We start from the raw sequence: 25,853 nt of genomic DNA on the forward strand, positions 1-25,853 counted from the left end.
AGCGGGGCCCAGGAGCCCCGCAGGGGACAACGGCCCTGGCGGGCCGCACCGGGCTCCGCCCGGACCCGCGCCTCAAACGCCGGCGAGGCTGGGTGTGGCCGGGGCCGCCTCGGGCTCTGCCCGGACCCGCGTCTCGAGCGACGGCGGGGCTGGGTGTGGCCGGGGCGGCATCGGGCTCTGCCCGGACCCGCGTCTCGAGCGACGGCGGGGCTGGGTCGCCGGGCCGCATCGGGCTTTGCCCGGACCCGCGTCTCGAGCGCCGGCGAGGCTGGGTGTGGCCGGGGCCGCATCGGGCTCCGCCCGGACCCGCGTCTCGAGCGCCGGCGGGGTTGAGGTGGCCGGGCCTCGGGATGTGCGGCCCTCGCATCGATGATCTGCCGCGGTCGGCCCGGCCCCCTCAGAAGGCCCCGCGGGTCACGTGGACGTAATAGGCCACCAGTCCCACCACGCAGGCGACGACCAGCCACGAGCCGAAGCCGGTGTGCCGTCCGGTGCGGCGCGGGCGGCGGATGCGCCGGGGGCGCTCGCCGCGCGCCCGCGGCGCCGCTCCCGCCGATCCCGGCGCCGTCTCGGCCAGCAGCCGACGGCAGACCGCGGCCAGTTCGGCCGTACCGGCGGACAGCCGGGCGACCGCCTCGCACCGGGCCGGGGCGGTGGTCCCGCCGTCGAGGATGCGTCCGGCGCGCAGCAGGACCTCGTCCGCCCCCGCGCCCGAGGACAGGCTGATCCAGCGCTGGACGTGATCCCCCCGGATCACGACCACGCCCGACCGGTCGCGGTAGACGGTGTGCTCCCGCCACAGCACGGCGGCCAACTCGCCTGCGATATCCCTCAGTTGCGTGTTCATCCACGCACCCCCACTTCACCCGGACATTCGAACAAGCTGGTGATTCTAGCGGCCGCCTCCGACACTCCGACCGGTGGGCGACCGGCCATTGCGGTCAACTCAGGCCAAACGAGCGCGAAGAGGTCCGGGGCAGGGCCTCGGGAGGTCAGAATGATCAAGAATGTCCGCGGACCGAACCGAGCCCGCGGACCGGAGAACGGGAGACGCAGATGCCTTCCCCACGCCTCGACCGACACCACCTCGACCGCCAGCGCCCCCACCGACGGCGCCGCATCCAGGGCGCGGTGGCCGCCGCCGCGGTGCTGCTGTCCCTGCCGGCCGGTGCGGTTCCGGCGGCGGCCACCGCCCCCGCGGATTCCGCCGGCCTGGACCACGCGCGGCTCACCCGCGACCTCGACGCCGTGCACGCGGCGGGCATGTACGGCGCCTACGCCTCCGTGCGCGACGGCCGCGACCGGTGGCGCGGTGCCACCGGCTTCGCCGACATCGCCACCCAGCGGCCCATGAGCCCCGGCATGCGTCACCGCGCCGGCAGCGTCACCAAGTCGTTCACCTCGGTCGCCGTGCTCCAGCAGGTGGGCCGGGGCCGGATCGAGCTCGACCGGCCGGTCGGGGACTACCTGCCCGCTCTCGTCCCGGGCGAGCGCGGCCACAAGATCACCGTCCGCATGCTCCTCAACCACACGAGCGGCATCGCGGACTACTTCCCGATGGCCTTCCCGTCCCTCCTCCAGGGATCGACCCGGAGCCTCGACGACAACCGGCACCGCCACTTCGCCCCGGCCGAGCTGATCGGGTACGGCGTCGGTGCCCCGCAGCTCTTCGAGCCGGGCGCCGGCTGGTCGTACTCGAACACCAACTACGTCCTGCTCGGCGAACTCCTGCGCGCCCGCACCGGCGAGGACCCGGAGACCCTCATCACGCGTGACGTGATCCGGCGGGCCGGGCTGAAGGACACCTACCTCCCCGGCGCCGAGACCCGGGTGCGCGGCCGGCACGCCAAGCTCTACGAGTCCTTCTTCGGGTACATCGACCCGCCCCGCGACTACAGCGAGTACGACATGTCCTGGGGCGGTACGGCGGGTGCCCTGGTCGCCACCATGGACGACCTCAACACCTTCTACCGGGCCCTGTTCCAGGGCCGGTTGCTGCGTCCCGAACAGCTGCGCCAGCTGCGGACCACCGTGCCCGTGAAGGACGCGGGCGGACGGGTGACGATGCGCTACGGCCTCGGCGTCGTGCGGCTCGAAACCTCCTGCGGTCCGGTCTGGGGCCATGACGGAGCCGTCTTCGGCGCCGGCACCCTGGCCCTGTCGTCGCCCGACGGCGGCCGCCAGCTCGCGATCGGCCTCAACCTGACGAAGTACGAACGGCTGGACGCGACCGGCAACCCGCTCCCGAACGCCATCGACGCGGCCCGGAGCGTCTTCATCAACGAGGCCCTGTGCGGGGGCACGCAGGCCCGGCCCGGCGCCCGCGAGGACGCGCCGGAGCCGTTGCGGGGGCCGGACGAGGGCCTGCTCGGGCCTCCTCAGCCGCCCGCCGCGTAGCGCCAGAACGCGCGCATCAGCGGCGGCGGCGTCGGGCCGCTCAGCTCCAGCTGGGTCAGCAGGATCGCGGCCGTGCCGGTGGAGGGCGCGAGGTGCGCCGCCGTACCGGTGCCGCCCACCCATCCGTAGCGGCCCGGCACGTTCCACGGGTCGCGCGTCTCGACGTCGACGGAGCCGCCGAAGCCCCAGCCCTGGCCCTCCAGGAACAGCTCGCCCCCGGCGCGCTGCTCCGGGGTCAGCCAGTCGGTGGTCATCAGCCGCACCGACTCGCGGGACAGCAGCCGCTCCGGGCCCGGGCCGGCGCCCGGGCCCGGGGGCACCGCGCCTTCGGCGAGCATCATCCGGGCGAAGGCGTACCAGTCGTCCACGGTCGAGACCAGTCCGCCCGCGGCGGACGGGAACGCGGGCTCACGGCTCCACTGGCCGTCGCGCGCGTCGACCAGCTCCAGGGAACCTTCCCCGTCCGCGGCGGCCCGGTAGTGGTCGGTGAACCGGTCCGCCGCCGACGCCGGTACGGCGAAACCGGTGTCCTTCATGCCCAGCGGCGCGAAGATCCGCTCGGCGAGGAAGTCCCCCAGGGGCTGCCCGGTGGCGCGGGCGATCAGGACGCCGAGGATGTCCGAGCAGGTGTTGTAGAGCCAGGCGTCGCCCGGCTGGTGGAGCAGGGGGATCCCGGCCAGCGTCTTCATCCACTCGTCCGGCGCCGCGACCCGCTGCGGCTGCGGGGGCCCCTGGCGCAGCTCGCTGAAGAGCGGGCCGACCGCCGGGAGCGAGAAGTCCCCGGGGAAGCCGTATCCGGCGCGGAAGGTCAGCAGGTCGGTCACCGTGATCGGCCGGAGCGCGGGGACCACGTCGTCCACGGGGCTCGACGGCGTACGTACGACCACCCGGTCGGCCAGCTCCGGCAGCCAGGGGGTGACCGGGCCGTCCAGGGTGAGCGGACCCTCCTCGACCAGCAGCATCACGGCGGCGGCGGTGATCGGCTTGGTCAGCGAGGCGATGCGGAAGATCGTGTCCCGGGCCATCGGGGCGGTGCCGCGAGCGCCGGACGCCCCCACGGCCGCCACCTCGACCCGGTCGCCCCGGGCCACCAGGGCCACCGCTCCCGGCAGCGTCCCGGCGCGCACCGGCGGTTCCAGAATCCCGCGCAGACTGTCCAGGGTCATGGCTCCACACTCCACGTTCGCGACGCTCCGGCCGGCCGCGCGCATCCGCGGGCGGCCCTTCGGAGACAAGACTCCGGGGGCCGCCCGAACTCATCGCCGACGCGGCGCGCACCCGGATCCGGCGCGGGCTCGGAGCCCGAGCGGGCCCGGGTCCGGGGCGGGCTCGTCGCGCGGGCTACCGCGGATCCATCCCCGGATCGTCGATCCGGCTCTCCTGCTCGCTCTGCTCCTGCAGACGGCGCGCCTTGTCCTGGAGCCGCTTGCGGTCCTGCGGGTCGGCGGCCCGCTCGGCGGCCTCGTTCAGCTCCTGCGCCTTCGCGCGCATCTGCCCGGCCCGGCCGCCGGAATCGCCTGCACTGCTCATGATCACTCCTCTGATCGCTCGGGGAGAGCGGGCGCATTCAGCGAACCAGCAGTACGCCCCCTCCGCATCCCGAAGCCCCCCCGACGGCGTGCCCGGGGCCGGTCCCGCAGTCCGGTGGCGCCCTACGCCGGGTGGTGGCCCCGCGGCCTCGCCGGCGTCTGAGGCGCGGGGTCCGGGGCGGAGCCCTGGGGTTACCCGTGGGGCTGGGTCCACTCCTGGAGCTCGATCAGGTTGCCCTCGGGGTCGGCCAGGTGTGCCGCCCGGATGCGGTCGCCCAAGGGGGCCGGGTCGCGCAGGAACACGCCGCCCCGTGCGGTGAGTTCGGCGTGGACCGCGTCGAGGTCGTCCACGCGGAGCGCGATCAGGGCCCGGTGCCCCGAGGGCGCCCCCGCGAGGGCTCCGACCAGGTCGGCCATCTGGGCCCGGTCGTGCAGGGCTATCGCCGCGCTGCCGCCCTCCGGGGAGAGCTTGGCGTACGGACCCTGCTCGTTGTCGAACTGCGGCGCGAGGCCGAGCACGTCCCGGTAAAAGCGGTAGCAGGCGGGGAAGTCCGAGACCAGCAGGCGGATTTGAGTGAGTTCCATGGCTGTGCATCGTAGAGCGGGGGTCGGCCCCCGTGCGGCCGGGCCCGTGCGGCCGGCCCTCGTGCGGCCGGTTCCCGTGGCGGTTGACAGGAGAGATCCATCAGTCAATGATTCCACTAGTCACATAGTGGATTGATGGAGAGGGGGGCGGTGTGCGGGACGGGATCACTTCCGGCACGACAAGCGCCCGATGGGCCGTGGAGGCGAGCGGCCTCGGCAAGAAGTACCGCCGCACCTGGGCGCTGCGGGACTGCTCGTTCCGGATCCCGGCAGGCCGGGTCTGTGCCCTGGTCGGGCCCAACGGCGCGGGCAAGAGCACCCTGCTGAACCTGGCGGCGGGGCTGGACGCCCCGACGGAGGGGGAGCTGCGGATCTTCGGGACCCCGGCCGGGTCCTTCAGCGTGCTGCCCCGCTGGTCCTACCTGCCCCAGGACAAGCCGCTCTTCAAACGGTTCACGGTCGCGGAGCACCTGCGGATGGGCCGGGAGCTCAACCCCGGCTGGGACCGGGCGATCGCCGAACGGATCGTGGCGGAGGGCCGGATCGCGCCCGACGCCCGTGTCGGCCGGCTGTCCGGCGGCCAGCGCACCCGCGTCGCCCTCGCGCTCGCCTTCGGCAAACGCCCCGAACTCCTGCTGATGGACGAGCCGCTGGCCGACCTCGACCCGGTGGCCCGGGACGAGATCGGCGCCCTGCTGGTGTCCGAGGCCGCCGAGCACGGAACCACCGTCCTGATGTCCTCCCACGTCCTGGCGGAGCTGGAGGACACGTGTGACTACGTACTCGTACTGGCCGAGGGCCGCGTCCGGATGGCCGGCGAGGTCGAGGAACTGGTGGCCATGCACTCCGTGGTCACCGGCCTGACCGCGGGCGGGGAGCTGCCCGCGGCGCTGAGCGCCCACACGGTGATCGAAGTCCGCACCGCGGGACGGCAGTTCACCGCGATGGTGCGCCGTCAAGGCCGCCTCGACGACGACTGGCAGCGCGCCGAACCAGGAATGGAGGAGGTACTGCTCGCCTACCTCCGCTCACCCCGCGCGCCCGCCCTGCTGTCCCCGGCCGCCGTCCCCGCTCACCGAGAGGAGGGCGCGGCATGAGCGCCTCCGCCCACACCACCGACCGCGCCGCCGCCGACCGGGCGGGCGCCCGCGACCGGCCCCGCCGGCTGCGCGGACTGGCCTGGCTCATCGCGCGCCAGCACCGCACCGTCCTGATCGTCTGCGCCGCGGTGACCGTCCTCGGCGCCCTCTGGATCGTCTATCAGCGCGCCGCGATGCTCGACACCCTGCACGCCGCCGGATGGCCGGCCACACCGGCCGGCTCGATCGACCCGGACGTGTACACGCGCACGGGGAACGACTTCGAGTCCCACAGCGGGGTCCTGGCGGGGCTGTCGGCCCTGTTCGGCGTCTTTCTCGGCGTCCCGCTGATCGCGGGGGACCGGGAATCGGGCACCGCGCGGCTGGTCGCCACCCAGTCGGTGTCCCGGGGGCAGTGGCTGCGCTGGAAACTGGGATTCGCCCTGGTCCTGGTCACGGTCACCGTCGGCACGCTGAGCATGCTGCACTCCTGGTGGTGGCGCTCCGTCCAGCCCTTCGCGGCCGGTAGCTGGCTGCAGGGGAGGGCGTTCGACACGACCGGCCCGATGCTGCTCGCGACGGCGCTGTTCGCCCTGGCGCTGGGCATCGCCGTCGGCGTCGTGGTCCGCCGCACGGTGGCCGCGATGGCCCTCACCTACGTCGGGACCTGGGTCGCCACGATCGTCGTCTCGTACTTCCGGGAGCGGCTGGCCACCCCGCACGTCATCACCTACCCGTTCGGCGGCCCTTCCCCGGTGCTCGACCGCGCCGCGCAGACGGACCAGTGGGTCGGTACCGCCTCCGGCAAGCTCTACGGGTACGGGACCTGCGTGCACGACGCGGCCCCGGACGCCTGCCGGTCCGGGCTGGGCATCGTCAACTCGGTCTGGGAGTACTTCAGTTACGACCAGATGGCGACCATCCAGTGGACCGAGGCGGGGATCTACCTGGCCCTCGCCGCGGCCCTGACGGCCCTGGCCGTGTGGTGGGCCCGGCGATTCCCGCTCTAGGCCCCGGAGGCCCTTAGGCTCTGTAGGCCCACGGCGCAGCACAGCGCGACACACTCACGACACGACATCGGAAGCAAGGAGGCGGGTTCGCGTGGTCGTATTCCGTATCGAGCGCCGCGGCGGCCTGCCCACCTACCTCCAGATCGTGTCGCAGGTGGAACAGGCGCTGCGCATGGGCGCGCTGGTCGAAGGGGACAAGCTGCCCACCGCGGCGCAGGTCGCCGCGAGCACGAAGGTCAACCCGAACACCACGCTCAAGGCGTACCGGGAGCTGGAGCGCTCGGGCCTGGTCGAAGTGCGCCAGGGGGCGGGTACGTTCATCACCCGCACCCTGGTCACCCCGCAGTCCCGGCCGGAATCCCCGCTACGGGTGCGGCTCACGGAGTGGGTGCGCGAGGCGCGCGAACAGGGTCTGGGGGCCCAGGACATGACCACCCTGTTCGACGCCGTGCTCGCCGAGGCGTTTCCCCCGAAGGAGACGAACTAGCCGTAAATGGCCGGATCCGGTATGGGGAGTACCAACTCCCCATTTCGGGCTGCTAGGTTCCCCGAGTTGATCTTGCCGGTCGCCCTCGAGCGGCGACGGCGAACCCCTCGTGCAAGGAACCCACATTGGTCCGCCAGTCCTTACGCCAGTCCTTACACCAGCCCTTACACCGGCCCTTACGTCAGTCCTTACGTCAGTCGTTACACCGGCCCTTACGCCGGACCCTCCTGCCCGCGCTCCTGCTGGCCCTGCTGCCCGCCCTTCCGGCAGCCGCCGCCGAGACGCCCCACCTCGACTCCGTCGAGCAGACCCTGCGACAGGTCAGCCCCGGCCTCGAAGGCCGGGTCTGGGAGCGCACCGAAGGCAACAGCCTCGACGCGTCCACCCCCGGCGGTGGCGACTGGCTGCTCCAGACCCCCGGCTGCTGGGGCGACGCCACGTGCGCGGAGCGCCCCGGAACGCGCCGGCTGCTCGACAAGATGACCGAGAACATCTCCCGCGCGCGGCGCACCGTGGACATATCCACCTTGGCGCCCTTCCTCGACGGGGCCTTCCAGGACGCCGTCGTCGCCGGGCTCAAGGCCGCGGCCGCCACCGGGAACAAGCTCACCGTGCGCGTGCTGGTGGGCGCCGCCCCGGTCTACCACCTCAACGTCGTCCCCTCGAAGTACCGGGACGAGCTGGTGGGCCGGCTCGGCGCGGACGCCCCGAACGTCACCCTCAACATCGCCTCGATGACCACCTCGAAGACGGCCTTCTCCTGGAACCACTCCAAACTCCTCGTCGTGGACGGCCAGTCGGTGGTCACCGGCGGCATCAACAGCTGGAAGGGCGACTACCTCGACACCGCCCACCCGGTGTCCGACGTCGACCTGGCGCTGACCGGCCCCGCGGCCGCTTCCGCGGGCAAGTACCTCGACGAACTGTGGTCCTGGACCTGCCGGAACAAGAGCAACATCGCCACCGTCTGGTTCGCCTCCTCCAACGGCGCCGGGTGCCTGCCCACGCTCGCGCGGGCGGAAGCCCGTACGCCCGCCACGGGTGACGTCCCGGTGATCGCCGTCGGCGGACTCGGCGTGGGGATCAGGCGCGACGACCCGGCGTCGCTGTTCCGGCCCACCCTGCCCACCGCGCCCGACACCACGTGCGGCATCGGCTTGCACGACAACACCAACGCCGACCGGGACTACGACACGGTCAACCCGGAGGAGAGCGCGCTGCGCACGCTGATCGCCGGCGCGGGCTCCCACATCGAGATCTCGCAGCAGGACCTCAACGCCACGTGCCCTCCGCTGCCCCGCTATGACATCCGCATCTACGACGCCCTCGCGGCGCGCCTGGCCGCGGGCGTCAAGGTCCGCATCGTCGTCAGCGACCCCGCCAACCGCGGTGCCGTGGGCAGCGGCGGCTACTCGCAGATCAAATCCCTCTCGGAGATCAGCGACACGCTCCGCGACCGCCTCGCCCGGCTCACCGGTGACCAGGCCGGCGCCCGGACCTTGATGTGCTCGGGCCTGCAGCTCGCCACCTTCCGCGGCGCGGCGCATCCGACCTGGGCGGACGGGCACCCGTACGCGCAGCACCACAAGCTGGTCTCCGTCGACGGCGCCGCCTTCTACATCGGGTCGAAGAACCTCTACCCCTCCTGGCTCCAGGACTTCGGCTATGTGGTGGAGAGCCCGGCCGCCGCCGGGCAGCTGCGCGACCAGCTGCTCGCGCCGCAGTGGCAGTACTCCAGGGCGACCGCCACGGTCGACTACGAGCAGGGCATCTGTCGCTGATATCCGGACATTCGGCGGCACAGCCGGTATGCAGGGGCATGGTCGTTACTTCGGCCATGTCCCCGCTGCCGTGACCGGCCCGCCGGGTGAGTCGTGGCAGCGCGCGGCCGCCCGCCGGTGCGCCGCGCCGATCCGTTCGCGCCAGCCGGAGGGCGGGTCGCGTGCTGCCGTCCGTCGTACGGAATGTGCCACTGGCAGCTGCGGCCCCTCGACCGGTGCAGGGCGCACCTTGTTGAGTCGCACCGCGCCGGGACGCCGCGGGCCGCGTTGGAGTCAGCGGTGAACACGGCCTTCTGTTCAGCTACTTGAGGAGCATCAATGAACACGGTTCGTTCTGCTGTCGCCCTCGGTGCGGCCGCTCTCGCGGTCACGGCGGCGCTCGTGACACCGGCGTCGGCCGCGGCCGACCCGGGCGCGGCGCCCAAGGCCGCGAAGTTCTGCACGTACGTCGTCGACACGGGTGAGGGCGGCTGTTTCGCGACCAAGGCGCAGGCCGCGCAGCTGGGCGCGAACGCCGATTACAAGGACCTGGGCAAGATCTGGAGCGACGCCAACTCCAGCGGCAGCGAATTCACCTTCCGCGGCAGCGTGGGCTGTGACTGGCGCTACCCGGAGTTCAACGACCTCGGCAAGTGGGGGTGGAGCGACACGGTCAGCTCGGCGCAGGGCATCACCTGCCCGATCACGTTGTGGGAGCACAAGGACTTCCGGGGCGCCCACCAGACGTACTACGGCTACAACGCCTACGTCGGGGACGGCATGAACGACAAGGCGTCCTCGGTCAGCTTCGACCTGCGCTGAGCCACGCCGCGCGCCGCGGCCCCGGAAGGGTGGTCGCGGCGCGCGGCTGGTCGGCTCAGTGGAACAGCATGGAGGCGCCGCCCGCGGCCGTGGTGACCGAGCCGGGACAGAGGAAGCTTCCCGAGGTCTTCGTCGCGGTGAAGGCCTGGTTGACGTACTTGCGGGTGGCCCCGTCGCGGTTCCACGCGATGTTGGTGGCCTTGTAGCGGCAGGAGATGAAGCTCTGCTTGCCGGTGATGTCGATCGCGTCCGTCTTCGCGACTCCGCTCGCGTCGTCGAAGGTGAACGCGGGATTGTTGTTGAGGCTCGCGGTGATGCCGCCGGTGCAGGACAGGTTCCCGCCCGGTGCGTTGATGGTGGTGCGGTCGACGGTCAGCGCGCTCGGGGGATTGGCGCTGGCCTTCGCGTTGGTCCAGGTGCAGGTGTTGCCCGCGACCACGATGACGCCGTCGGCCCGCTGATCGGCGGTGGGTCCGAGGGCGAGCGCCGCCGAGGATCCGGCGAGGACCGTCGCGGCGGTGAGGGCGGTGAGGCCCGTCCACTTCCTGATGCCCGTGCCCGTGCCCGTGCCCGTGCTCTTCCGCATGCTCATCATGATGCGCTCCTCTGGGGCTGGTCCTCGTGGGGTGGACCGACGCGCAGGGGAACGTCCCATAGGGACCTTGAAATGTCAGGCCCATGCTAAACAATTGGCCGAATCACCGCCCGGCGCGACGGCCGAGCGCGGCGTTGGCCTTCATCAGGGCCGGGATCAGTCCGTACGCGGCCACCGGAATGACCACCGCGGTGAGGATCAGCGTCCGCAGCGGCAGCGGAAGGCCGGCGGTGACCGGCCCGAGCAGGCCGAGGGTGATCGTGATGGTCGGGTAGACGGCCAGCCAGGTGATCAGGGCCCGGCGGTGCACGGAGGGTCCGGCCGGGGCGGGCGTCGCGGCCGGGGCCGCGGTGGCGTCGGCGGTGGCGAGCGTGGATTCGGGCATGGCGGTTCTCCTGGTCGTGTGCGGCGAGCGGCCGGATCCCTGATCCCCAACCGACTGGTTGGAGTCTTGCACGGGACCCTTCCCATCTCCAACCCCACGGTTGGAGATGGGCTAGAATCGAGCCATGGCCTGGGACACTGCGCGCACGAAACAGCTCCTGCTCGACGCCGCGGTCGAGGAGTTCGCCGAGTACGGCCCCGAGGGCGCCCGCATCGCCCGGGTCGCCTCGCGCGCCGGCGTGAACAAGGAGCGCATCTACCAGTACTTCGGCGGCAAGGAGAAGCTGTTCGTCGCCGTCCTGGAGTGCGAGCTGCAGAAAATCGCGGCCGCGGTGCCGCTGGTCGGCGACCAGGCCGAGGACCTGGGGGATTACGCGGGCCGGGTCTACGACTACCACCTGCTCCACCCGCACTTCGTGCGCCTCCTGGCCTGGGAGGGGCTCCTGTGCCAGGACCGGGTGGTCGCCCAGTGCGCGCGCACCGACCACTACGAGGAGAAGATCGCGGCCATCTCCGCCGCCCAGCGGGCCGGAGCGCTCACCGGCGCGGTCGATGCCGGGCAGCTCATGCACACGGTGATCGCGCTGACCGTGTCCTGGTTCACCATGCCCCAGCTCGCCCGGCTGATCGTCCCCGCCGTGGCGGACGCGGGCGCCCCCGCGCAGCGCGCGGCCCTGGTCGAGATGGTCCGCCGCCTGACGGCCTGACGGCCTGACGGCCTGACGGCCTGAGGAGGCCCGGGAGCCCGGTGTCGGGCGCCCCGCCCCGCGGTCACACCGTGATGACGGCCTTGCCGCGGACCCGGTGCTCCGCCAGGCTCCGGACAGCCTCGGGTGCCTCGCTCAGCGGGTACGTCCGGTCGAGGGCCGGGGTCAGCCGCCCCGCGCCCACGAACTCGCCGAGCACCACCAGGTCCTCGTACCGCTCCGCCGCTGCCATCGGCCGCAGCCGCTGGCGGACGAACGGCGAGAGCAGCGCGGCCCACAGCAGGCGGCCCAGCCCGCCCGTCCACCGGCCCCCGGTCTCGTTGCCCACCAGGACGAGCGTTCCCCGCGGCGCCAGCGCCCGCCGCAGCCGCGCCACGGGCCGCCCGCCCGCGATGTCGAGGATGAGGTCGTAGCGGACCACCCCACCAGCCGTGCCGCCTTCGATGTCCGCGCGCGTGTAATCGATGACGTGGTCCGCGCCGAGCGAGCGGACCAGGTCCGCCTTCGCGGTCCCGCACACCCCGGTGACCTCGGCGCCGTACGCCTTGGCGAGCTGCACCGCGTACGAGCCCACGCCCCCCGAAGCGCCGATGACCAGCACCTTCTGTCCCACCGTCAGCCCGCCCCGGTCGCGCAGGGCTTGCAGGGCCGTGAGCCCGGACACCGGCAGGGCGGCGGCCTGCTCGAAGCTCAGGAAGGGCGGCTTCAGGGCGAGTTTGGCCTGGGGCGCGCACGCGTACTCCGCGTAGGCGCCCTTACCGATGCCGAACACCTCGTCGCCGGGCCGCAGTCGCGTCACGTTCGCACCGACCGCCTCGACCGTGCCCGCGAGGTCCATGCCGGGCACGCGGTGCTTGGGGCGCCGGAGTCCGTAGCCCATGAGCCGCACCGGATACGGCGTCCCCGTCATCAGGTGCCAGACCCCGGCGTCGACCCCGGCGGCGCGCACCCGTACGAGGACGTCGTCGTCCCCGGGGACGGGTCGCTCCGCGGCGGCGTCGAACCTCATCGCGTCGGCCGTGCCGTACGCGTCCTGGACGATGGCCCTCATGGTGTCCCGTTCCCCTTCGCGTTGCCGGTGTCGGTGTCGGTGTCGGGCGCCTCGTCGTCCGGGTACTGGAAGACCTCGTCGAGCGGGGCCTTGAAGACGCGAGCGATCTGGAAGGCCATCTGGAGCGAGGGGGAGTAGCGCCCCTTCTCGATGGCGATGACGGTCTGGCGCGTCACGCCGATGCGGTCCGCCAGCTCCGCCTGCGTCATCTCCCCGTGCGCGAACCGCAGGGCGCGGATGGTGTTGGTGACCTCCGTGGGCTTCACCATGCCGGGAAACCCCGCCGGTAGGCGGCGATCCGCGCCATGGAGCCGAGCACCGCCGACAGGACGAAGGCCAGGTACACGGCGTTGGCGATCCAGAAGTAGTCCAGCTCGGCCATGGCCATCACGAGCGCCGCGATCCCGCCGATGACGACGAACGACTGCCCGATGTGCTCGCCGAACCGGCTGATCTCCCGGTCGCGCTGATCGATTCTGCGGCCACTTCCGGGCGAGCCGATGCCGAGGGCGATGTTGACCGCGATCGTCGCGCCGATCGAGCCGGCGATCGCCCACAGCATCAGCGGTACGTACGCCACCTGCGTCGGGGAGCCGTCCCCCGCCCGCCCCAGGATCAGGGAGAGGTAGGCCGCGTAGGCCGCCAGCGCCACCAGCCCCATGGTCCACGCGCGCTTCTCTTCGAACGACACCTGCGCCCTCCGCTCCCATGTAAAGCATCTTTGACACCCTGAACGTAAGCTGTGCTTGACTTCATGTCAATGATTCTTTACTTCGATGGGCCCACGGAGCCGCCGCTCGACATCCTGGGCGAGTGAACGGCCGCGAGGTGGAACGGATTGCGCGGCGAGACTGTCTACCCTGACGCGCACCGATGGTGGTGCGCTCCGGACCCGGGGGTCCGGCCCGGAACATCGCAGAGAGCAGTTCTGATCCGTGAGTCTGATGAGTAACGCGTTCCTGGTGACCATCTTGCTGGGCACGCTGCTGGTGTTCGTCGCCGGTGTGTGGCTGTGGCCGCGGCTCGCTCGGCGGAGCTGGCGGGCCGTGCTGGGCCGCGTCGGGCTGATCCTCACCGCGCAGGTGCTCGTCCTGGCCTCGGTCGGCCTCGTGGCGAACCGGACCTTCCTGCTCTACGCCTCGTGGGGCGACCTGTTCGCCGGACAGAAGACGGAGGCGTCGCAGAACGGCGTCGCGCCCGGCGGCTCGGCGGTCAAGGTCCTGGCCCGGCAGAAGCCCGAGGTCCCCGGCGCCGCCGATCCCCGGTCGGCCGGCGTGATCGAGAAGGTCATGGTGCAGGGCGAGCGGTCCCGGCAGGGCGGCGAGGCGTACGTGTACCTGCCGCCGGAGTACTTCCAGAAGGGGAACGAGACCAAGAAGTTCCCCGCGGCGGTCGTCCTGACCGGATACCCGGGCATGGCCGAGAACCTGGTGCGCAACCTGCGCTACCCGAGGACGGCGTGGACGCTGGCCAAGGAGAAGAAGGCGCAGCCGATGATCCTGGTGATGATGCGGCCCACCGTCGTGCCGTCCAACTCGCAGTGCATCGACATCCCGGGCGGCCCGGCCACCGAGACCTTCTTCGGGACCGACCTGCCCCGGACGATCTCGCAGGCCTACCGGACGGGTACCCGGGCGCGGGACTGGGGCATCATGGGCGATTCCACCGGCGGTTACTGCGCGTTGAAGATGGGGCTCCAGCACCAGGAGAGCTACTCCGTGGCGGTCGGCCTGTCGGCGGACTACAAGCCGGAGGTCGACGCGCAGTCCGGTGACCTCTTCCACGGGGACAAGAAGCTGGAGAAGCGCTCCGACCTGATGACGAACCTGGAGAACCTGCCCAAGGGGAAGTCGTCCTTCCTGGTCACCACCTCGCTCATCGGGGAGTCGAACCTCAAGCCGACGCGGGAGTTCGTCGAGAAGGCGAAGGGCCGCGCCAACGTCTCGTCGATCACTCTCGACAGCGGTGGCCACGGCTTCAACACCTGGCGCCGGGAGATCCCGCCCGCGATGGAGTGGATGAGCGCCCGTCTGGGCAAGTAATCCGATCCGGGCAGGGGCCGCGTGCCGCGAGGAACTCCTCGCGGTGCGCGGCCCCTTCGTCTGAGTAGAGAAATTTTCTAGAAAAACCTCCAGAATTTCCGTTCCGTGATCCACACTCGACCCATGAGTGGGAATCGTCGATCATCGGCACGGCCGGTGCTGTACTCCAACGTCGTCCTGCTGGCCGTGGGTCTGGTCCTGACCTGGCTCATCAGCGGGCCGCTCTACGACTACTACGTGCGCGCCACCCCCGTGACGGTGACGCTCGGGCACTCCTGCAAGGTGCCCGTCATGGGTTCGCGGGCCGCCGTGACCTGCGAAGGGGCCCGGTGGGCGGTCGACGGGCGCACCGTCACCGGAACCCTGCGCCCGCGCGACGGCGAGATCCACGGGGGAGCCGTCTTCTACGCCGCCCCCGGCACCGCACCGCTGTCGTACAGCGGACGGGCCCGGGCGATCGGTGACACGGCCTACAGCGCGCCCGGGCTGTCCCGGAGCGTCGCCGCCCTCACCGCCGCCCTCGCGGCCGCCGTCGCACTGCCGGCCACCATCGTGAGCGCCGTGCTCTACCGGCGGCGCGGGCGGGCGCCGGGACCCGCCGCCGGGGCGGTGCACGGACCGGTGCCCCGGGCCGTGGGCGAGCTGCTCACCCGGCACACCTCGCGGCCCGACTACCGATGGATGCTGCCGCTGGAGGGCGCGGCCGTGGTCTTCGGGGGATCCCTGTCGGCGGCTGTACTACCGCCCTCGGACGCGGGGGTCCTGCCGGGCGTCGCCGGTATGGCGGCCGCCCTGGCCGTGGCCCTGGTGGCCGGGAGCAGACTGTTCGCCGAAGTCCGCCGCGGGGAGCGCGGCACGGTCCTGATCGGGCGGCGCGGCCTCGCCGTCCTGACCGGTGAGCACCGCGTCCTCGTCCGCGAGTGGAGCGAAGTGAGCCTGCTCGGCATGCCGCAGGCCACCGGGGCGGCGGCGGACACCGCCGGATTCACCGTGCGGACGGCCGACGGCGACCGGTACACCTTCCGCCCCTCCGGCTGGACCGGATTCGCCGAGCTGCGTCTCGCCGCCGCCGAGGCCGTCTTCGCCGCGGCCTGGCCGCGCACCCTGCGCGACCTGTCCGACGGCCGGACCGTGCCCTTCGGCGCGTTCGCCGCCACCCCCGGTGGAGTGCGCACGCCCGGTGGGGAGTTCGGCTGGCGGGACATCGCCGGGGTGCGGATGGACGGCCCCGGCCGGGCGGTGATCAAGACCCCGGCGCGCAACGTCGTACTGCCGCTGGCCAGGACACCGGACGTCGAGGTGTTCCTCGGCCTGCTCCTCGGCCGGGGCCGCCGGGCTTCGTGACCCCCCTCGGCGACCGGGCTACGGCGCCGCCGGTTCCGGGAGGCGGCGGGCCAGGGCCCAGGCCAGCAGGGGGAGTACGGCCAGCGGGAGCAGGGCCGTGCGCAGCGAGGCGGCGTCGGCCGCCGCGCCGATGAGGGGGCTCGCCAGGCCGCCGACGCTGACCGTCAGGCCCAGGGTCACCCCGCTCGCGGTGCCCATGCGCGTCGGCAGGTAGTCCTGGCCCAGGGTGACCTGGAGGGAGAACGGGACGTACAGCGCGGCGGCGGCCAGCGCGGAGCACGCGTACACCAGCGGCAGCGGGAGGAAGAGGACCCCGGCGATCGCGGGCACCGCCGCCGCGTAGGAGCGGTGGACGGTGGTCACCCGGCCCCAGCGGGCGGCCAGCCGGCCACCGAGCAGGGTGCCCCCGGCGCTCCCCGCGAAGAGGGCGAACAGGGCCACCGCCCCGGCGGTCGGGCCCCCGCCGCGCTCGCGGACGTACAGCGAGATGAAGGTGCTCAGGCCGATGAAGACCACCGAACGGACGACGACCACGAGGGACAGCCGCAGGAACGCGCGCCAGTCGTCGCGGGGCTGCCGGGACGGCGCGGGGGCGGTCGCGGGCTCCTCCCGCGAACCCCGGCCGGAGGGAGGCCGGTTGAGGAACACGCCGACCGCGGCCGGAAGGGCCATCAGCCACCAGCCCGCCGTCCCCGGCAGGGCCAGCGCCGCGACGACCAGGAGCGGTGCGCAGGCGAAGCCGATGTTGCCGCCGAGCGCGAACCAGCTCATCGCACCGTGCCCCGGGCCGCCCCGCGTACGGACCAGGCGGGCCGCCGCTGGATGGTAGGCGGCGACGCCCAGCCCGGAGAGGGCGACCGCGGCGAGCGTGGCCGGGTACCCGGCGTCGAGCCCGACCAGCGCCACGCCCAGCCCGGCGGCAGCGGTGGCCAGCGGTATCAGCCAGGGCATCGGCCACCGGTCGGTCAGCGCGCCGAACAGCGGCTGGACCACCGAGGAGAGCAGGGACGCGGCCAGCACGATGCCGGAGGCGGTGGCGTACCCGTACGCCCGGTCGGAGACGAGGAAGGGGACGAGCGCGGCGACGGCGCCCTGGTAGACGTCCACGCACGAGTGGCCCGCCGAGAAGGCCGCCGTGCGCAGCCGGCCCGGGGGAGCGGCCGGGGAGGGTTTCCGGGGCGTGGGAAGGGACGGGGGAAGGGGAGTTGTCGAGGTCACGGTCGAGGATCGCTTCCGGCCGCCTCGGCCCGCTTCCGATAAAATGCCGGGTGATGCAGAAAATCCGCCACACGCCCCGCGCCGCGACGAGCGTCCGGGAGCTCGACACGCACCACGGCATCGATCCGCACCGCCACGACGACCACCAGATCTGCTACGCCGGATCCGGAGTGGTCTCCGTCTCCACCGACTCCGGCACCTGGGTCGCGCCGACCACCCGCGCGCTGTGGATCCCCGCCGGTACGGTGCACGAGCACCGGGCGTTCGGCCGCGTGGACCTGCACTGCGTGGGCCTGCCGACCCACCTCAACCCGCTCGCTCTCACCGCCCCCGCCGTGCTCGCCGTCGGCCCGCTGCTGCGCGAGCTGATCCTGGCCTACACCCGCGCCCCCGAGGACGGCAGCGCGGAGCGGCGCCGGATGCTCGCGGTCCTCCTCGACCAGGTGCGGGCCTCACCGCTCCAGCCCCTGCACCTTCCCGCCCCGGCCGATCCCCGGCTGGCCGCCGTGTGCGCGCTGCTGCACGCCGATCCGGCGGACCCGCGCACCCTGGCGCGGCTCGCGGCGGCGGCGGGCGCGGGGGCCGGGGAGCGGACGCTGAGCCGGCTGTTCCGCGCCGAGCTGGGCATGACGTTCCCCCAGTGGCGGACCCAGCTGCGCCTGCACCACGCGCTGCGCCTGCTGGCCGTCGGCACTCCGGTGACGGCCGTCGCCCACCACTGCGGCTGGTCCTCGGCGAGCGCCTTCATCGACGTCTTCCGCCGCGCCTTCGGCCACACCCCCGGCGTACACCGGTAGGGCCGTACACCGGTAGGACCGGGCCGATTCAGGGAGCGGGCGCGCGCAGGGTCTGGCGGACCGACCACACGACCGACACCAGCGGCACCGCCACGACCGCGCCCACCACCCCCGCGGCGATGGCCCCCGCGACCACGGACAGCGCCACCACCACCGGGTGCAGACGCACGGCCCAGCTCATCACCAGCGGATGCAGCAGGTGCCCCTCGATCTGGCCGATGACCACGATCAGCACGACCACCAGACCGGCGATCAGCGGCCCCTTGACGGCCAGCGCCACGATGGCGGCGACCGCGAGCGCCACCGGGGAACCGATCAGCGGGATGAACGCGGCGAAGAACTCCAGCAGCGCGAGCGGCACGGCCAGCGGTACCCCCAGCAGGAGCAGCGCGATGCCCACGAGGATGGCGTTGGTCCCGGCGACCAGCACGATGCCGTGGGTGTACCCGGTGAAGGTCCGCCACGCGGCCCGGCCGCCGTCCATGATCCGCTGCCGCGCGCCGCGCGGGAACTGCGCGCAGAACCACGCCCACTGCCGGTCGCCCGAGTGGATGAAGAAGACCGAGCAGAACAGGGCCAGGGCGATGGCGGTGAGCGCCTGGACGAGCCGCCCGGCCCCGGTCACGGCCGTGTCGAGGAGGGTCGTCCGATGGCTGGAGAGGTACGAGCCGATCCGGGCCTGCAGATCGCTGAGCGCGTGCGGATCCAGCCGGAAGGGCGGGCGCTCCAGCCACGGCTCGATCCGTGCCAGCCCGTCCCTGAACTCCGCGACGAGGTCGGTCCACTGACTGGCCACCGTCTCGCCCACGAACGCCAGCGCGCCGAGGAAGAGCACGATGGAGCCGATCAGGACGCCGGCCACCGCCAGCGGCCGCGGGATCCACCGGGCGAGCAGATCGGCGGGCGGCCGCAGCAGCGCCGTCGCGACGAGCCCGAGGAAGACGGCGATGCCGATCTCGTGGAAGCGCCCCAGCACCACGAAGACGCCGTAGGCCACGATGCCGACGACGAGCAGCCGCCAGGCGTAGGCGGCGACGGTGCGCAGCAGCGGCGACACGCGCGCCGAGCCCGGCGCGTACGTCCTGTGCGTGCCGGGCGGCGCGGTGATCCGCCGCCGCCCGCGTCGTCCGGGGGAGCGCCCCCGCGTCCGCTGATCCGCCATGAGGCCATCAAAGGGCCCGGTCCGCGCCCCCGCCTCACGGGCGGGGCCGCGCGTTGGCCCCAATGGCCCCCTAGGCTCGCGCCCGGCGCGGCCCCGGTGTCCGCTGGAAGGGTGAACCCCGCACCCGGACACCGCTGGTGGGCGGGCCTGCCCCCGGCGGCGGGCGCCGCCGTCATGGCCGCCGGCATCATCTCGGTCGGCCTGCACCTGACCGGCCATCCCGTGGCCTCGCTCGTCGCGCTGGCCGTCGCCGGGGCCCTGTGGCTCGTCCTCGCCGCCGACTTCGCGGTCCGGCTGCTCGGCGACCGGGGCCGCTTCCGGGCCGAGGCCGACACGCCGGCGGCGCTCACCGCCGTCGCGGCCACCGCGGTGCTCGGCGCCCGGCTGTCCCTGCTGGGCTGGCGGCCGGCCGCCGCCGTCCTGCTGGTGCTGGCCGCCGTCCTGTGGCCCGGGCTGATGGCCGCGGTCCTGCGGCACTGGCACCGGGGCGCGTCCGGGGCGGCGTTCCTGGTCTGCGTCGCCACCCAGGGCCTGGCCGTCCTCGCGGCCGTCGTCGCCGCGGACAGCGGGCGGGACTGGCTGGCGTGGGCGGCGCTGGCGGCGTTCTGCCTCGGGCTGCTGCTCTACGGCGAGGCACTCGTCCGGTTCGACTTCCGGGAGGTGGTGCGGGGCGCGGGCGACCAGTGGGTGGCGGGCGGTGCGCTCGCCATCTGCTCCCTCGCCGCGTCCAAGCTCACCGCGTCACCCGTATGGGTCGGATGGCCGCACACCGCGCTGCGTACCGCCACCCTGGTGACGCTCGCGCTCTCGCTCACCTGGTACGCCGTCCTCCTGACCGCCGAAGCGACCCACCCGCGCCCGCGCTACGACATCCGGCGCTGGGCGACCGTGTTCCCGCTCGGCATGACCGCCGCGGCCAGCCTCTCCGCGGCGGGGCCGACCGGGGTGGGCTGGCTGCTGCCGCTCGGCGAGGTCCTGCTCTGGATCGCGCTGGCCGCCTGGCTCCTGACCTTCGTCGCCCTGCTCGGGACGCACGGTGCGGGGCGTGGCCGCGTGGGTGTGCGGGCGCGGCGCCATGCCTGCCTCCGGCGGCGCCTCAAACGCCGGCGAGGCTGAGAGGGGCCCGCTCTCAGCCTCGCCGGCGGGGTAAGGGTGCGGCGCGCGGACCGTAAAACGTCGCCGCGGCCCGAGCCCGCCAAAACCAGCCCGCCCGGCGTTTGAGGGCCCGCCGGAGGCCATACCCGGCGGCACCCGACGAACGGGGCTCCGCCACAGCCAGCCCGCCCGGCGTTTGAGGGCCCGCCGGAGGCCATACCCGGCGGCACCCGACGAACGGGGCTCCGCCACAACCAGCCCGCCCGGCGTTTGAGGGCAGTGGCAGTCAGGGCGGGCCCCAGGTGAAGCGGGCCTGGACCAGGGTGTGGGCCGCGGCGGGGTCCGGAGCGGCCAGGGGCCCGCGGCGCCCCGGCTCACCGGCCCGGCTGCCCGCTCAGACGGGCATGTCCCGGCCCCGGCCACCCGCTTCGACGCCCGTCCGGCCGAACTGCTCGTCCAGCACCGACAGCCGGCGCCAGTACTCGTCCTCGTCGATCTCGCCCGAGGCGAACCGGCGGCCGATGATCGTGATCGGCGAGTGCTCGCCGTACGGGACGCGTCCGGCCGCCGCCCACGGCCCGCGCCCGCCGCGCCCGCCGCGCCACACGGTGCGGCGCAGCACGCTGACCACGGTGAAGATCACGGCCGCCCAGATCAGCGGGAAGAAGAGGATCCACGGGCCGGGCCCGTCGTACGCCAGGGTGTTCATCACGACTGCGCTCCTCGGAAGGGGTTGATCCGTCACCCCGAGCCTCGCCCCGGGACGGCGCCCCGGTCGTCGTACCCCCGGCGGCAGTACGGATACCACCGGGGGAGTACTCCGGCGGCCGGGCCCGGGTCCGGGCCCGGCTCAGCCGAGCCATCCGGGCCGGACCAGCCCCGACTCGTAGGCCAGTACGACCAATTGCGCCCGGTCGCGGGCGCCCACCTTCACCATGGCCCGGCTGACGTGCGTCTTCGCCGTGAGCGGACTGACCACCAGGCGGCGCGCGATCTCCTCGTTGGACAGCCCCATGCCCACCAGGGCCACCACCTCGCGCTCCCGCTGCGTCAGCCGGTGCAGCTCACCGGCCGCCGCCGATGCCTCCGGCGCCTTCGAGCGGGCCGCGAACTCCCCGATCAGGCGGCGCGTCACCCCGGGGGAGAGCAGGGCATCGCCCGCCACCACCGCCCGTACCGCGCGCAGCAGCTCCTCCGGCTCGGTGTCCTTGACCAGGAACCCCGAGGCCCCGCCGCGGATCGCCTCGAAGACGTACTCGTCCAGCTCGAAGGTGGTGAGCATGACCACCTTGACCGAGGCCAGCGCCGGGTCCCCGGTGATCGTCCGGGTGGCCGCCAGACCGTCGAGTACCGGCATCCGGATGTCCATCAGGGCGATGTCCGGGCGCAGCGCGCGGGCCAGCGCGACCGCCTCGGCCCCGTCGGACGCCTCACCGGCCACCTCGATGTCCGGCTGGGCGTCGAGCAGCGCCCGGAAGCCCGCCCGGACGAGGTGCTGGTCGTCGGCGAGCAGTACGCGGATCACCCGTCGTCCCCCACTTCCGTGTCGCCCTTCGCTCCGTCACCCGCGGCTCCGGTGCTCCGCGCCGCGGCCCCTCCCAGCGGCAGCCGGGCCACCACCCGGAAGCCGCCGTCCGGCCGGGGACCGGCCTCGATGGAGCCGCCCCGGTCCGCCGCCCGCTCGCGCATCCCCGTCAGTCCGCTGCCGCTGCCGCCCGGGTCACCGCCCGTGGCCGGGCCGTCGTCGTCGATCCGCAGCTCCAGCACGCCGCCCGGGCGGGAGATCCGGACCCGCGCAGTCCGGGAACCCGAGTGGCGCACCACATTGGTCAGCGCTTCCTGCACGATCCGGAACGCGGCCAGATCCGTACCCGGCGAGAGCCCACGGCCGTCGGCCCCGCCCTCCAGCGAGACGGTGAGCCCCGCGGACGCGGCCTGGGCGAAGAGTTCGGGGAGGCGGTCGAGACCGGGAGCGGGCGTACGGGGCGCCGCGCCCGGAGCGCGCAGCGTGTCCAGGACCTGCCGGACCTCGCCGAGGGCCTCCTTGCTGGCCGCCTTGATGGTGCGCAGGGCGGTACGGGCCTGCTCCGGATCGGAATCCAGCAGCGCCAGCCCCACCCCCGCCTGCACGTTGATCACGGAGATGCCGTGCGCCAGTACGTCGTGCAGCTCGCGGGCGATCCGCAGCCGCTCCTCGTCCGCCCGGCGCCGCTCGGCGGCCGCCCGCTCGGCCCGGTCGCGGGCCCGCTGTTCGCGGCGTACGCGCACCACCTCGGACACGGCGAGCACGGCGAGCGCCCAGGCGATGACCGGGCCCTCACCCGCCCAGGGCGCGGGCCCGTCCCCAGCGGGCGGCAGCCACCGGTACAGCCAGTGGGCGATGGCCAGGTGCCCCGCCCACAGCAGCCCGACGGCGGTCCAGGCCGCGTACCGGTGCCCGGCGCCGACGGCGGCCAGGCAGGCGAGGGCCACGCTGAAGAAGACCGGGCCGTACGGGTAGCCGCCCGCCAGATAGCCGAGCGCGACCGCGCAGACCCCGGCCACCACCGCCACCGGGTAGCGGCGGCGCAGGACCAGCAGCAGGGGGCCGAGCAGCAGCAGGACCCGGCCGAGCCAGCCCAGCGGCTCCCGGCCGGGCTGGAGGTGCTCCGCCCAGCCGGTGCCCACTTGTGCGACCACGGCGACCAGCAGCGAGGACCGCCACGGCGGTCCGTCCCTGCTGGTCCGCCGTGACCCGTGCTCCCGCCGCTCCGCCATGCGGCCACGCTAGACGGCCCGGGGGCCCGCCGTCGTCCGCCGGGCGGCGCGGGCGGACGTACTCCCCCCGTAGTACGGGGGTGCGGGGCCACCGGGCCGGGCCGGCCGGTCGGCCGGTCAGCTGTTCAGCCGGTCAGCAGCTGAAGTTGACGAGCCGGAAGCTCGCGTAGTGGTCGGCGGTGTAGTAGTCCTCGTTCGTCTGCTGCCCGGTGATGATCCGGCGCGCGCCGCGCGTCGGGGAGCCCGGGGTGATGACCGTGTACTCGTGGTAGTACCCGGTGGTGTGGCTCGGCAGCAGGTGCTCGCGGTTCTGGAAGACGACGCCGTCCTGGGAGTACGGGAACGGGCCGCCCGCGTCGATGAGGTCGAGGGTGTCGTGGGCCTGGGACGGCAGGGCGGAGTAACAGACCGTACCGACGGCCGTGATGGAGGCGCCCGAGAGGGCCGGGGCGGCTGCGGCGGGCGGAGCGGAGGAGACGGCCGAGGCGGTCGGCGCGACGAGGAGGGCGAGGGACACGGCTGCGGCGCCACCGAGGGCGACCAGGCGCGGGGGGATTCTCATGGGCCCATGGTGACGCGCGTAGAGCTACCACCGTCAATGCCAACTGGCCTCAATTTCCTGCCTGTTAACCCACCCGTCGATCACCGCGGGTCAAGTGTCCCCGGAGTTTCAGCCGGAGGGTGTGGAGACTCTCGGGCCGGGCGGGAGACAGGGGTGCGCGAGGAGGTGCGGGAGGGGTTGCGCAAGGGGGTGCGCAAGGGAGTGCACGAGGGGGTGCACAAGCGTTTACCGTGGGGGTGAACGCTTGTGCACCCCCCCCCACGGGCCCTTGAGGCCGCCGACTGGAGCCATATGCCCGCCGTGCCGCCCGATCCGATACCCGAAGCGGTACCCGTCGCGGTGCCCGGACCGGCAGGCGCACCGGCGGCAGCCGGACCCGCGCCCCGGCTGATCGTGCCCGTCCTCGCCTTCTGCGGCGCGGTCGTCGCCGTCATGCAGACGCTGGTCGTGCCCCTCCTCCCGCACGTCCCGCGGCTGACCGGCTCCACCCCCGGCGCGGCGGGCTGGCTCGTCACGATCACCCTCCTGACCGGCGCGGTCTTCACCCCCGTGCTCGGCCGGGCCGGTGACATGTACGGCAAGCGGCGCGTGCTGCTCGCCTCGCTCGGCGTGCTCACCGCCGGGTCCGTGCTCTGCGCGGTCACCTCCGACATCGGCGTCCTGATCGCGGGCCGCGCCCTCCAGGGCGCCGCCCTCGCCGTCATCCCCCTCGGCATCAGCATCATCCGCGACGAACTCCCGCCCGAGCGGATCCTGCCGTCCATCGCCCTCATGAGCTCCACGCTCGGCATCGGCGCCGCGATCGGCCTGCCCGTGGCCGCCGTCGTCGTCGAGAACTTCGACTGGCACACCATGTTCTGGGCCTCCGCCGCCCTCGGCGCCCTCGACCTGGTCCTCGTGCTGTGGATCGTGCCGGAATCCCCCCTGCGCACCCCCGGCCGCTTCGACGTCCTCGGCACCCTCGGCCTCGCCGCCACCCTCGTGGGACTGCTGCTCGCGATCACCCAGGGCGCCGACTGGGGCTGGACCTCGGCGCGCACGCTCGGGCTGCTCGGCGGGTCCCTGCTCATCGCACTCCTGTGGGGCCGCTACGAACTGCGCACCGCCTCCCCGATGGTGGACCTGCGCGTCTCGGCCCGCCCGGCGGTGCTTCTGACGAACATCGCGGGTCTGCTCATCGGCTTCGCCTTCTACGCGAACTCGCTGGTGACCGCCCAGATGGTGCAGGAGCCGACGAGCACGGGCTACGGGCTCGGCGCCTCCATCGTGGTCAGCGGGCTGTGCCTGCTGCCGGGCGGCCTGTCCATGGTGGCGCTCTCCCCGGTCTCGGCGCGGCTGTCCGCCGCGTACGGTCCCCGGACGGCCCTCGCCCTCGCCGCCGCGGTCATGGCCCTCGGGTACGTCGTCCGCTTCTTCACCAGCCACAGCCTCTGGCTGATCGTGGCGGGCGCCACCGTGGTCTCCTCCGGCACCGCCATCGCCTACTCGGCCCTCCCCGCGCTCGTCATGCGGGCCGTGCCGGTGACCGAGACCGGCGCGGCGAACGGGCTGAACACCCTGATGCGGTCGGTGGGGCAGGCCTGCTGCAGCGCGGTGGTGGCCGCCGTGCTGGCACACGTCACCTTCACGGTCGGCGGGCGCAGCGCGCCCACCCTGCACGCCTACCTGCTGATCTTCCTCATCGCGGCCGGAGCGGCGCTCGCCGCTCTGGTCGTGACCCTCTTCCTGCCGACGGCGCGGCCCGCGGGCCCGGCGGGTACCGTCGCCATGACGAAGCCCCCGTGCGCTGCCCCGGAGACCGCATGAACGCGACCGAGGACCCCGCCCCGGCGGCCGACGCGGACGCCGACGCGTACGCGGACGCCGGGAGCGGATCCCCCGTCGGCCCCGAGGCGGGGACCGGCCGTGACGCCATCGTGCGCGCCGCCCGCCGCGCCTTCACCCTGCGCCCCTACGCCGAGGTCACCCTGCGCGGCATCGCCGCCGCCGCGGGGGTGAGCCCGTCCCTGATCGTGAAGCGGTTCGGGAGCAAGGAGCGCCTGTTCAACACGGTCGCCGACTTCGGCCCGGCCGCGGACGCCCTGTTCGCGGCGGCCCCGGACGCGCTCGGCCGACACCTCGTCCTGACCATGGTCCGGCTGCGCGACGAGCTGCGCGGTGACCCGCTGCTGCGGGTGGTCTTCTCCCTCGGCAACGAGGACGAGCGCACCCTGCTGCGCGAGCGCTTCCGCGCGCAGGTCACCGGCCGGCTGGCCGACTCCCTGACCGGCCCGGACCGGGAGCTGCGCGCCGAGCTGATCGCGGGTCAGCTGCTGGGGCTGGGTGCCACCCTGAGCCTGCACCGGCCCGATGGCGCGGGAACCCGTACGCCGCCGGAGCGGCTCGCGGAGCTGTACGCCCCCGGGCTCCAGCGGCTGGTCGACGGCGAGGACTGAGCCGCCCCGCGCCGCCTCCTCTTCCTCCTCGAATT

28 protein-coding genes are annotated in these 25,853 nt (G+C 73.5%); 13 read left to right on the forward strand and 15 right to left on the reverse strand.

The annotated features are described in order from the left end of the window. Positions 1 to 397: 397 nt before the first annotated feature. Positions 398 to 847 (reverse strand): hypothetical protein, encoded by a 450-nt coding sequence (locus ABT084_RS27485; RefSeq protein WP_351049205.1) that lies wholly within the window; start codon positions 845 to 847, stop codon positions 398 to 400. A gap of 209 nt (positions 848 to 1,056) precedes the next feature. Between ABT084_RS27485 and ABT084_RS27490 the strand changes: the two genes are divergently transcribed. Next, on the forward strand, positions 1,057 to 2,397 hold the full coding sequence (locus ABT084_RS27490; protein WP_351049208.1) for a serine hydrolase domain-containing protein: 1,341 nt from the start codon (positions 1,057 to 1,059) through the stop codon (positions 2,395 to 2,397). Here the strand turns inward: ABT084_RS27490 and ABT084_RS27495 are convergent. The 3 genes from ABT084_RS27495 to ABT084_RS27505 all read right to left on the reverse strand — a co-directional run bounded on the left by ABT084_RS27495 (position 2,379) and on the right by ABT084_RS27505 (position 4,511). Next, positions 2,379 to 3,563, reverse strand: coding sequence for a serine hydrolase domain-containing protein (locus ABT084_RS27495; protein WP_351049211.1), 1,185 nt, complete (start codon positions 3,561 to 3,563; stop codon positions 2,379 to 2,381). The two genes, ABT084_RS27490 and ABT084_RS27495, sit on opposite strands and share 19 nt — an antisense overlap. A gap of 175 nt (positions 3,564 to 3,738) precedes the next feature. After that, positions 3,739 to 3,927, reverse strand: a complete 189-nt coding sequence (locus tag ABT084_RS27500; protein ID WP_351049214.1) for a DUF6381 family protein — start codon at positions 3,925 to 3,927, stop codon at positions 3,739 to 3,741. 191 nt (positions 3,928 to 4,118) lie between these two features. Continuing rightward, the gene (locus ABT084_RS27505) at positions 4,119 to 4,511 is read right to left on the reverse strand and encodes a VOC family protein (RefSeq protein ID WP_351049217.1); all 393 of its coding nucleotides are present in this window, start codon (positions 4,509 to 4,511) and stop codon (positions 4,119 to 4,121) included. Between the two features lie 152 nt (positions 4,512 to 4,663). Here ABT084_RS27505 and ABT084_RS27510 point away from each other — a divergent pair, with 152 nt between their 5' ends. The 5 genes from ABT084_RS27510 (at position 4,664) to ABT084_RS27530 (ending at position 9,669) form a co-directional block, all read left to right on the forward strand. After that, the gene (locus tag ABT084_RS27510; protein WP_351049219.1) at positions 4,664 to 5,608 is read left to right on the forward strand and encodes an ABC transporter ATP-binding protein; all 945 of its coding nucleotides are present in this window, start codon (positions 4,664 to 4,666) and stop codon (positions 5,606 to 5,608) included. Further along, a complete protein-coding gene (locus tag ABT084_RS27515; protein WP_351049221.1) occupies positions 5,605 to 6,600 on the forward strand; it encodes an ABC transporter permease in 996 nt (331 codons plus the stop codon). The genes ABT084_RS27510 and ABT084_RS27515 overlap by 4 nt, the downstream gene beginning before the upstream one ends. Before the next feature lie 91 nt (positions 6,601 to 6,691). Then, entirely contained in the window at positions 6,692 to 7,087 is a 396-nt protein-coding gene (locus ABT084_RS27520) for a GntR family transcriptional regulator (protein WP_351049224.1), read from the forward strand. Positions 7,088 to 7,212: 125 nt separating this feature from the next. Beyond that, positions 7,213 to 8,868 carry a phospholipase D-like domain-containing protein gene (locus tag ABT084_RS27525; protein WP_351049227.1) on the forward strand — a complete coding sequence of 552 codons (1,656 nt, stop codon included), beginning with the start codon at positions 7,213 to 7,215 and terminating at the stop codon, positions 8,866 to 8,868. Between the two features lie 318 nt (positions 8,869 to 9,186). Then, positions 9,187 to 9,669 (forward strand): hypothetical protein, encoded by a 483-nt coding sequence (locus ABT084_RS27530; protein ID WP_351049230.1) that lies wholly within the window; start codon positions 9,187 to 9,189, stop codon positions 9,667 to 9,669. 55 nt (positions 9,670 to 9,724) lie between these two features. On the opposite strand, the gene ABT084_RS27535 is transcribed toward ABT084_RS27530, so the two are convergent. Beyond that, complete coding sequence (locus tag ABT084_RS27535) at positions 9,725 to 10,255, reverse strand: hypothetical protein (protein WP_351049232.1); 531 nt, start codon at positions 10,253 to 10,255, stop codon at positions 9,725 to 9,727. A 112-nt stretch (positions 10,256 to 10,367) separates the two neighbouring features. Beyond that, positions 10,368 to 10,649 (reverse strand): putative antibiotic biosynthesis monooxygenase, encoded by a 282-nt coding sequence (locus ABT084_RS27540; protein ID WP_351049235.1) that lies wholly within the window; start codon positions 10,647 to 10,649, stop codon positions 10,368 to 10,370. 124 nt (positions 10,650 to 10,773) lie between these two features. Between ABT084_RS27540 and ABT084_RS27545 the strand changes: the two genes are divergently transcribed. Continuing rightward, positions 10,774 to 11,355, forward strand: a complete 582-nt coding sequence (locus tag ABT084_RS27545; protein WP_351049238.1) for a TetR/AcrR family transcriptional regulator — start codon at positions 10,774 to 10,776, stop codon at positions 11,353 to 11,355. A gap of 64 nt (positions 11,356 to 11,419) precedes the next feature. Here ABT084_RS27545 and ABT084_RS27550 read toward each other — a convergent pair whose 3' ends face one another. Genes ABT084_RS27550 through ABT084_RS27560 form a run of 3 tightly spaced genes read right to left on the reverse strand, consistent with a single transcriptional unit; the run spans position 11,420 to position 13,097 of the window. Beyond that, entirely contained in the window at positions 11,420 to 12,406 is a 987-nt protein-coding gene (locus ABT084_RS27550; RefSeq protein WP_351049241.1) for an NAD(P)-dependent alcohol dehydrogenase, read from the reverse strand. Then, the gene (locus ABT084_RS27555) at positions 12,403 to 12,675 is read right to left on the reverse strand and encodes a helix-turn-helix transcriptional regulator (protein ID WP_351049244.1); all 273 of its coding nucleotides are present in this window, start codon (positions 12,673 to 12,675) and stop codon (positions 12,403 to 12,405) included. Before ABT084_RS27555 ends, ABT084_RS27550 begins: the two co-directional genes overlap by 4 nt. Continuing rightward, positions 12,669 to 13,097 carry a hypothetical protein gene (locus ABT084_RS27560; protein WP_351049245.1) on the reverse strand — a complete coding sequence of 143 codons (429 nt, stop codon included), beginning with the start codon at positions 13,095 to 13,097 and terminating at the stop codon, positions 12,669 to 12,671. The genes ABT084_RS27555 and ABT084_RS27560 overlap by 7 nt, the downstream gene beginning before the upstream one ends. A gap of 244 nt (positions 13,098 to 13,341) precedes the next feature. Here ABT084_RS27560 and ABT084_RS27565 point away from each other — a divergent pair, with 244 nt between their 5' ends. Further along, a complete protein-coding gene (locus tag ABT084_RS27565; protein WP_502969214.1) occupies positions 13,342 to 14,448 on the forward strand; it encodes an alpha/beta hydrolase in 1,107 nt (368 codons plus the stop codon). A gap of 123 nt (positions 14,449 to 14,571) precedes the next feature. Continuing rightward, a complete protein-coding gene (locus tag ABT084_RS27570; protein WP_351049251.1) occupies positions 14,572 to 15,792 on the forward strand; it encodes a hypothetical protein in 1,221 nt (406 codons plus the stop codon). Positions 15,793 to 15,810: 18 nt separating this feature from the next. Here ABT084_RS27570 and ABT084_RS27575 read toward each other — a convergent pair whose 3' ends face one another. Further along, on the reverse strand, positions 15,811 to 17,010 hold the full coding sequence (locus tag ABT084_RS27575) for an MFS transporter (RefSeq protein ID WP_502969215.1): 1,200 nt from the start codon (positions 17,008 to 17,010) through the stop codon (positions 15,811 to 15,813). A gap of 53 nt (positions 17,011 to 17,063) precedes the next feature. On the opposite strand from ABT084_RS27575, the gene ABT084_RS27580 reads away from it, so the two are divergent. Next, complete coding sequence (locus ABT084_RS27580) at positions 17,064 to 17,807, forward strand: helix-turn-helix domain-containing protein (RefSeq protein ID WP_351049253.1); 744 nt, start codon at positions 17,064 to 17,066, stop codon at positions 17,805 to 17,807. A 28-nt stretch (positions 17,808 to 17,835) separates the two neighbouring features. Here ABT084_RS27580 and ABT084_RS27585 read toward each other — a convergent pair whose 3' ends face one another. Next, positions 17,836 to 18,969: an AI-2E family transporter gene (locus ABT084_RS27585; RefSeq protein ID WP_351049256.1), complete on the reverse strand. Its 1,134-nt coding sequence runs from the start codon at positions 18,967 to 18,969 to the stop codon at positions 17,836 to 17,838. 111 nt (positions 18,970 to 19,080) lie between these two features. On the opposite strand from ABT084_RS27585, the gene ABT084_RS27590 reads away from it, so the two are divergent. After that, positions 19,081 to 20,085 carry a tellurite resistance/C4-dicarboxylate transporter family protein gene (locus ABT084_RS27590; protein ID WP_351049259.1) on the forward strand — a complete coding sequence of 335 codons (1,005 nt, stop codon included), beginning with the start codon at positions 19,081 to 19,083 and terminating at the stop codon, positions 20,083 to 20,085. Positions 20,086 to 20,458: 373 nt separating this feature from the next. Here the strand turns inward: ABT084_RS27590 and ABT084_RS27595 are convergent, their stop codons facing one another. From ABT084_RS27595 to ABT084_RS27610, 4 genes are all read right to left on the reverse strand, one after another. Next, complete coding sequence (locus ABT084_RS27595; protein WP_351049344.1) at positions 20,459 to 20,773, reverse strand: SHOCT domain-containing protein; 315 nt, start codon at positions 20,771 to 20,773, stop codon at positions 20,459 to 20,461. Between the two features lie 141 nt (positions 20,774 to 20,914). Then, positions 20,915 to 21,589 carry a response regulator transcription factor gene (locus ABT084_RS27600; RefSeq protein WP_351049262.1) on the reverse strand — a complete coding sequence of 225 codons (675 nt, stop codon included), beginning with the start codon at positions 21,587 to 21,589 and terminating at the stop codon, positions 20,915 to 20,917. Then, on the reverse strand, positions 21,586 to 22,821 hold the full coding sequence (locus ABT084_RS27605; protein ID WP_351049264.1) for a sensor histidine kinase: 1,236 nt from the start codon (positions 22,819 to 22,821) through the stop codon (positions 21,586 to 21,588). The genes ABT084_RS27600 and ABT084_RS27605 overlap by 4 nt, the downstream gene beginning before the upstream one ends. A gap of 133 nt (positions 22,822 to 22,954) precedes the next feature. Next, positions 22,955 to 23,383, reverse strand: coding sequence for a guanyl-specific ribonuclease (locus ABT084_RS27610; protein WP_351049267.1), 429 nt, complete (start codon positions 23,381 to 23,383; stop codon positions 22,955 to 22,957). A 291-nt stretch (positions 23,384 to 23,674) separates the two neighbouring features. Between ABT084_RS27610 and ABT084_RS27615 the strand changes: the two genes are divergently transcribed. Together ABT084_RS27615 and ABT084_RS27620 are read left to right on the forward strand one after the other, a co-directional pair. Further along, positions 23,675 to 25,189 (forward strand): MFS transporter, encoded by a 1,515-nt coding sequence (locus ABT084_RS27615; RefSeq protein ID WP_351049269.1) that lies wholly within the window; start codon positions 23,675 to 23,677, stop codon positions 25,187 to 25,189. Next, a complete protein-coding gene (locus tag ABT084_RS27620; protein WP_351049272.1) occupies positions 25,186 to 25,818 on the forward strand; it encodes a TetR/AcrR family transcriptional regulator in 633 nt (210 codons plus the stop codon). Before ABT084_RS27615 ends, ABT084_RS27620 begins: the two co-directional genes overlap by 4 nt. Positions 25,819 to 25,853 lie beyond the last annotated feature (35 nt).

Source organism: Streptomyces sp. NPDC002138 (assembly GCF_040296485.1).
In the GTDB taxonomy this organism is placed as follows: Bacteria; Actinomycetota; Actinomycetes; order Streptomycetales; family Streptomycetaceae; genus Streptomyces.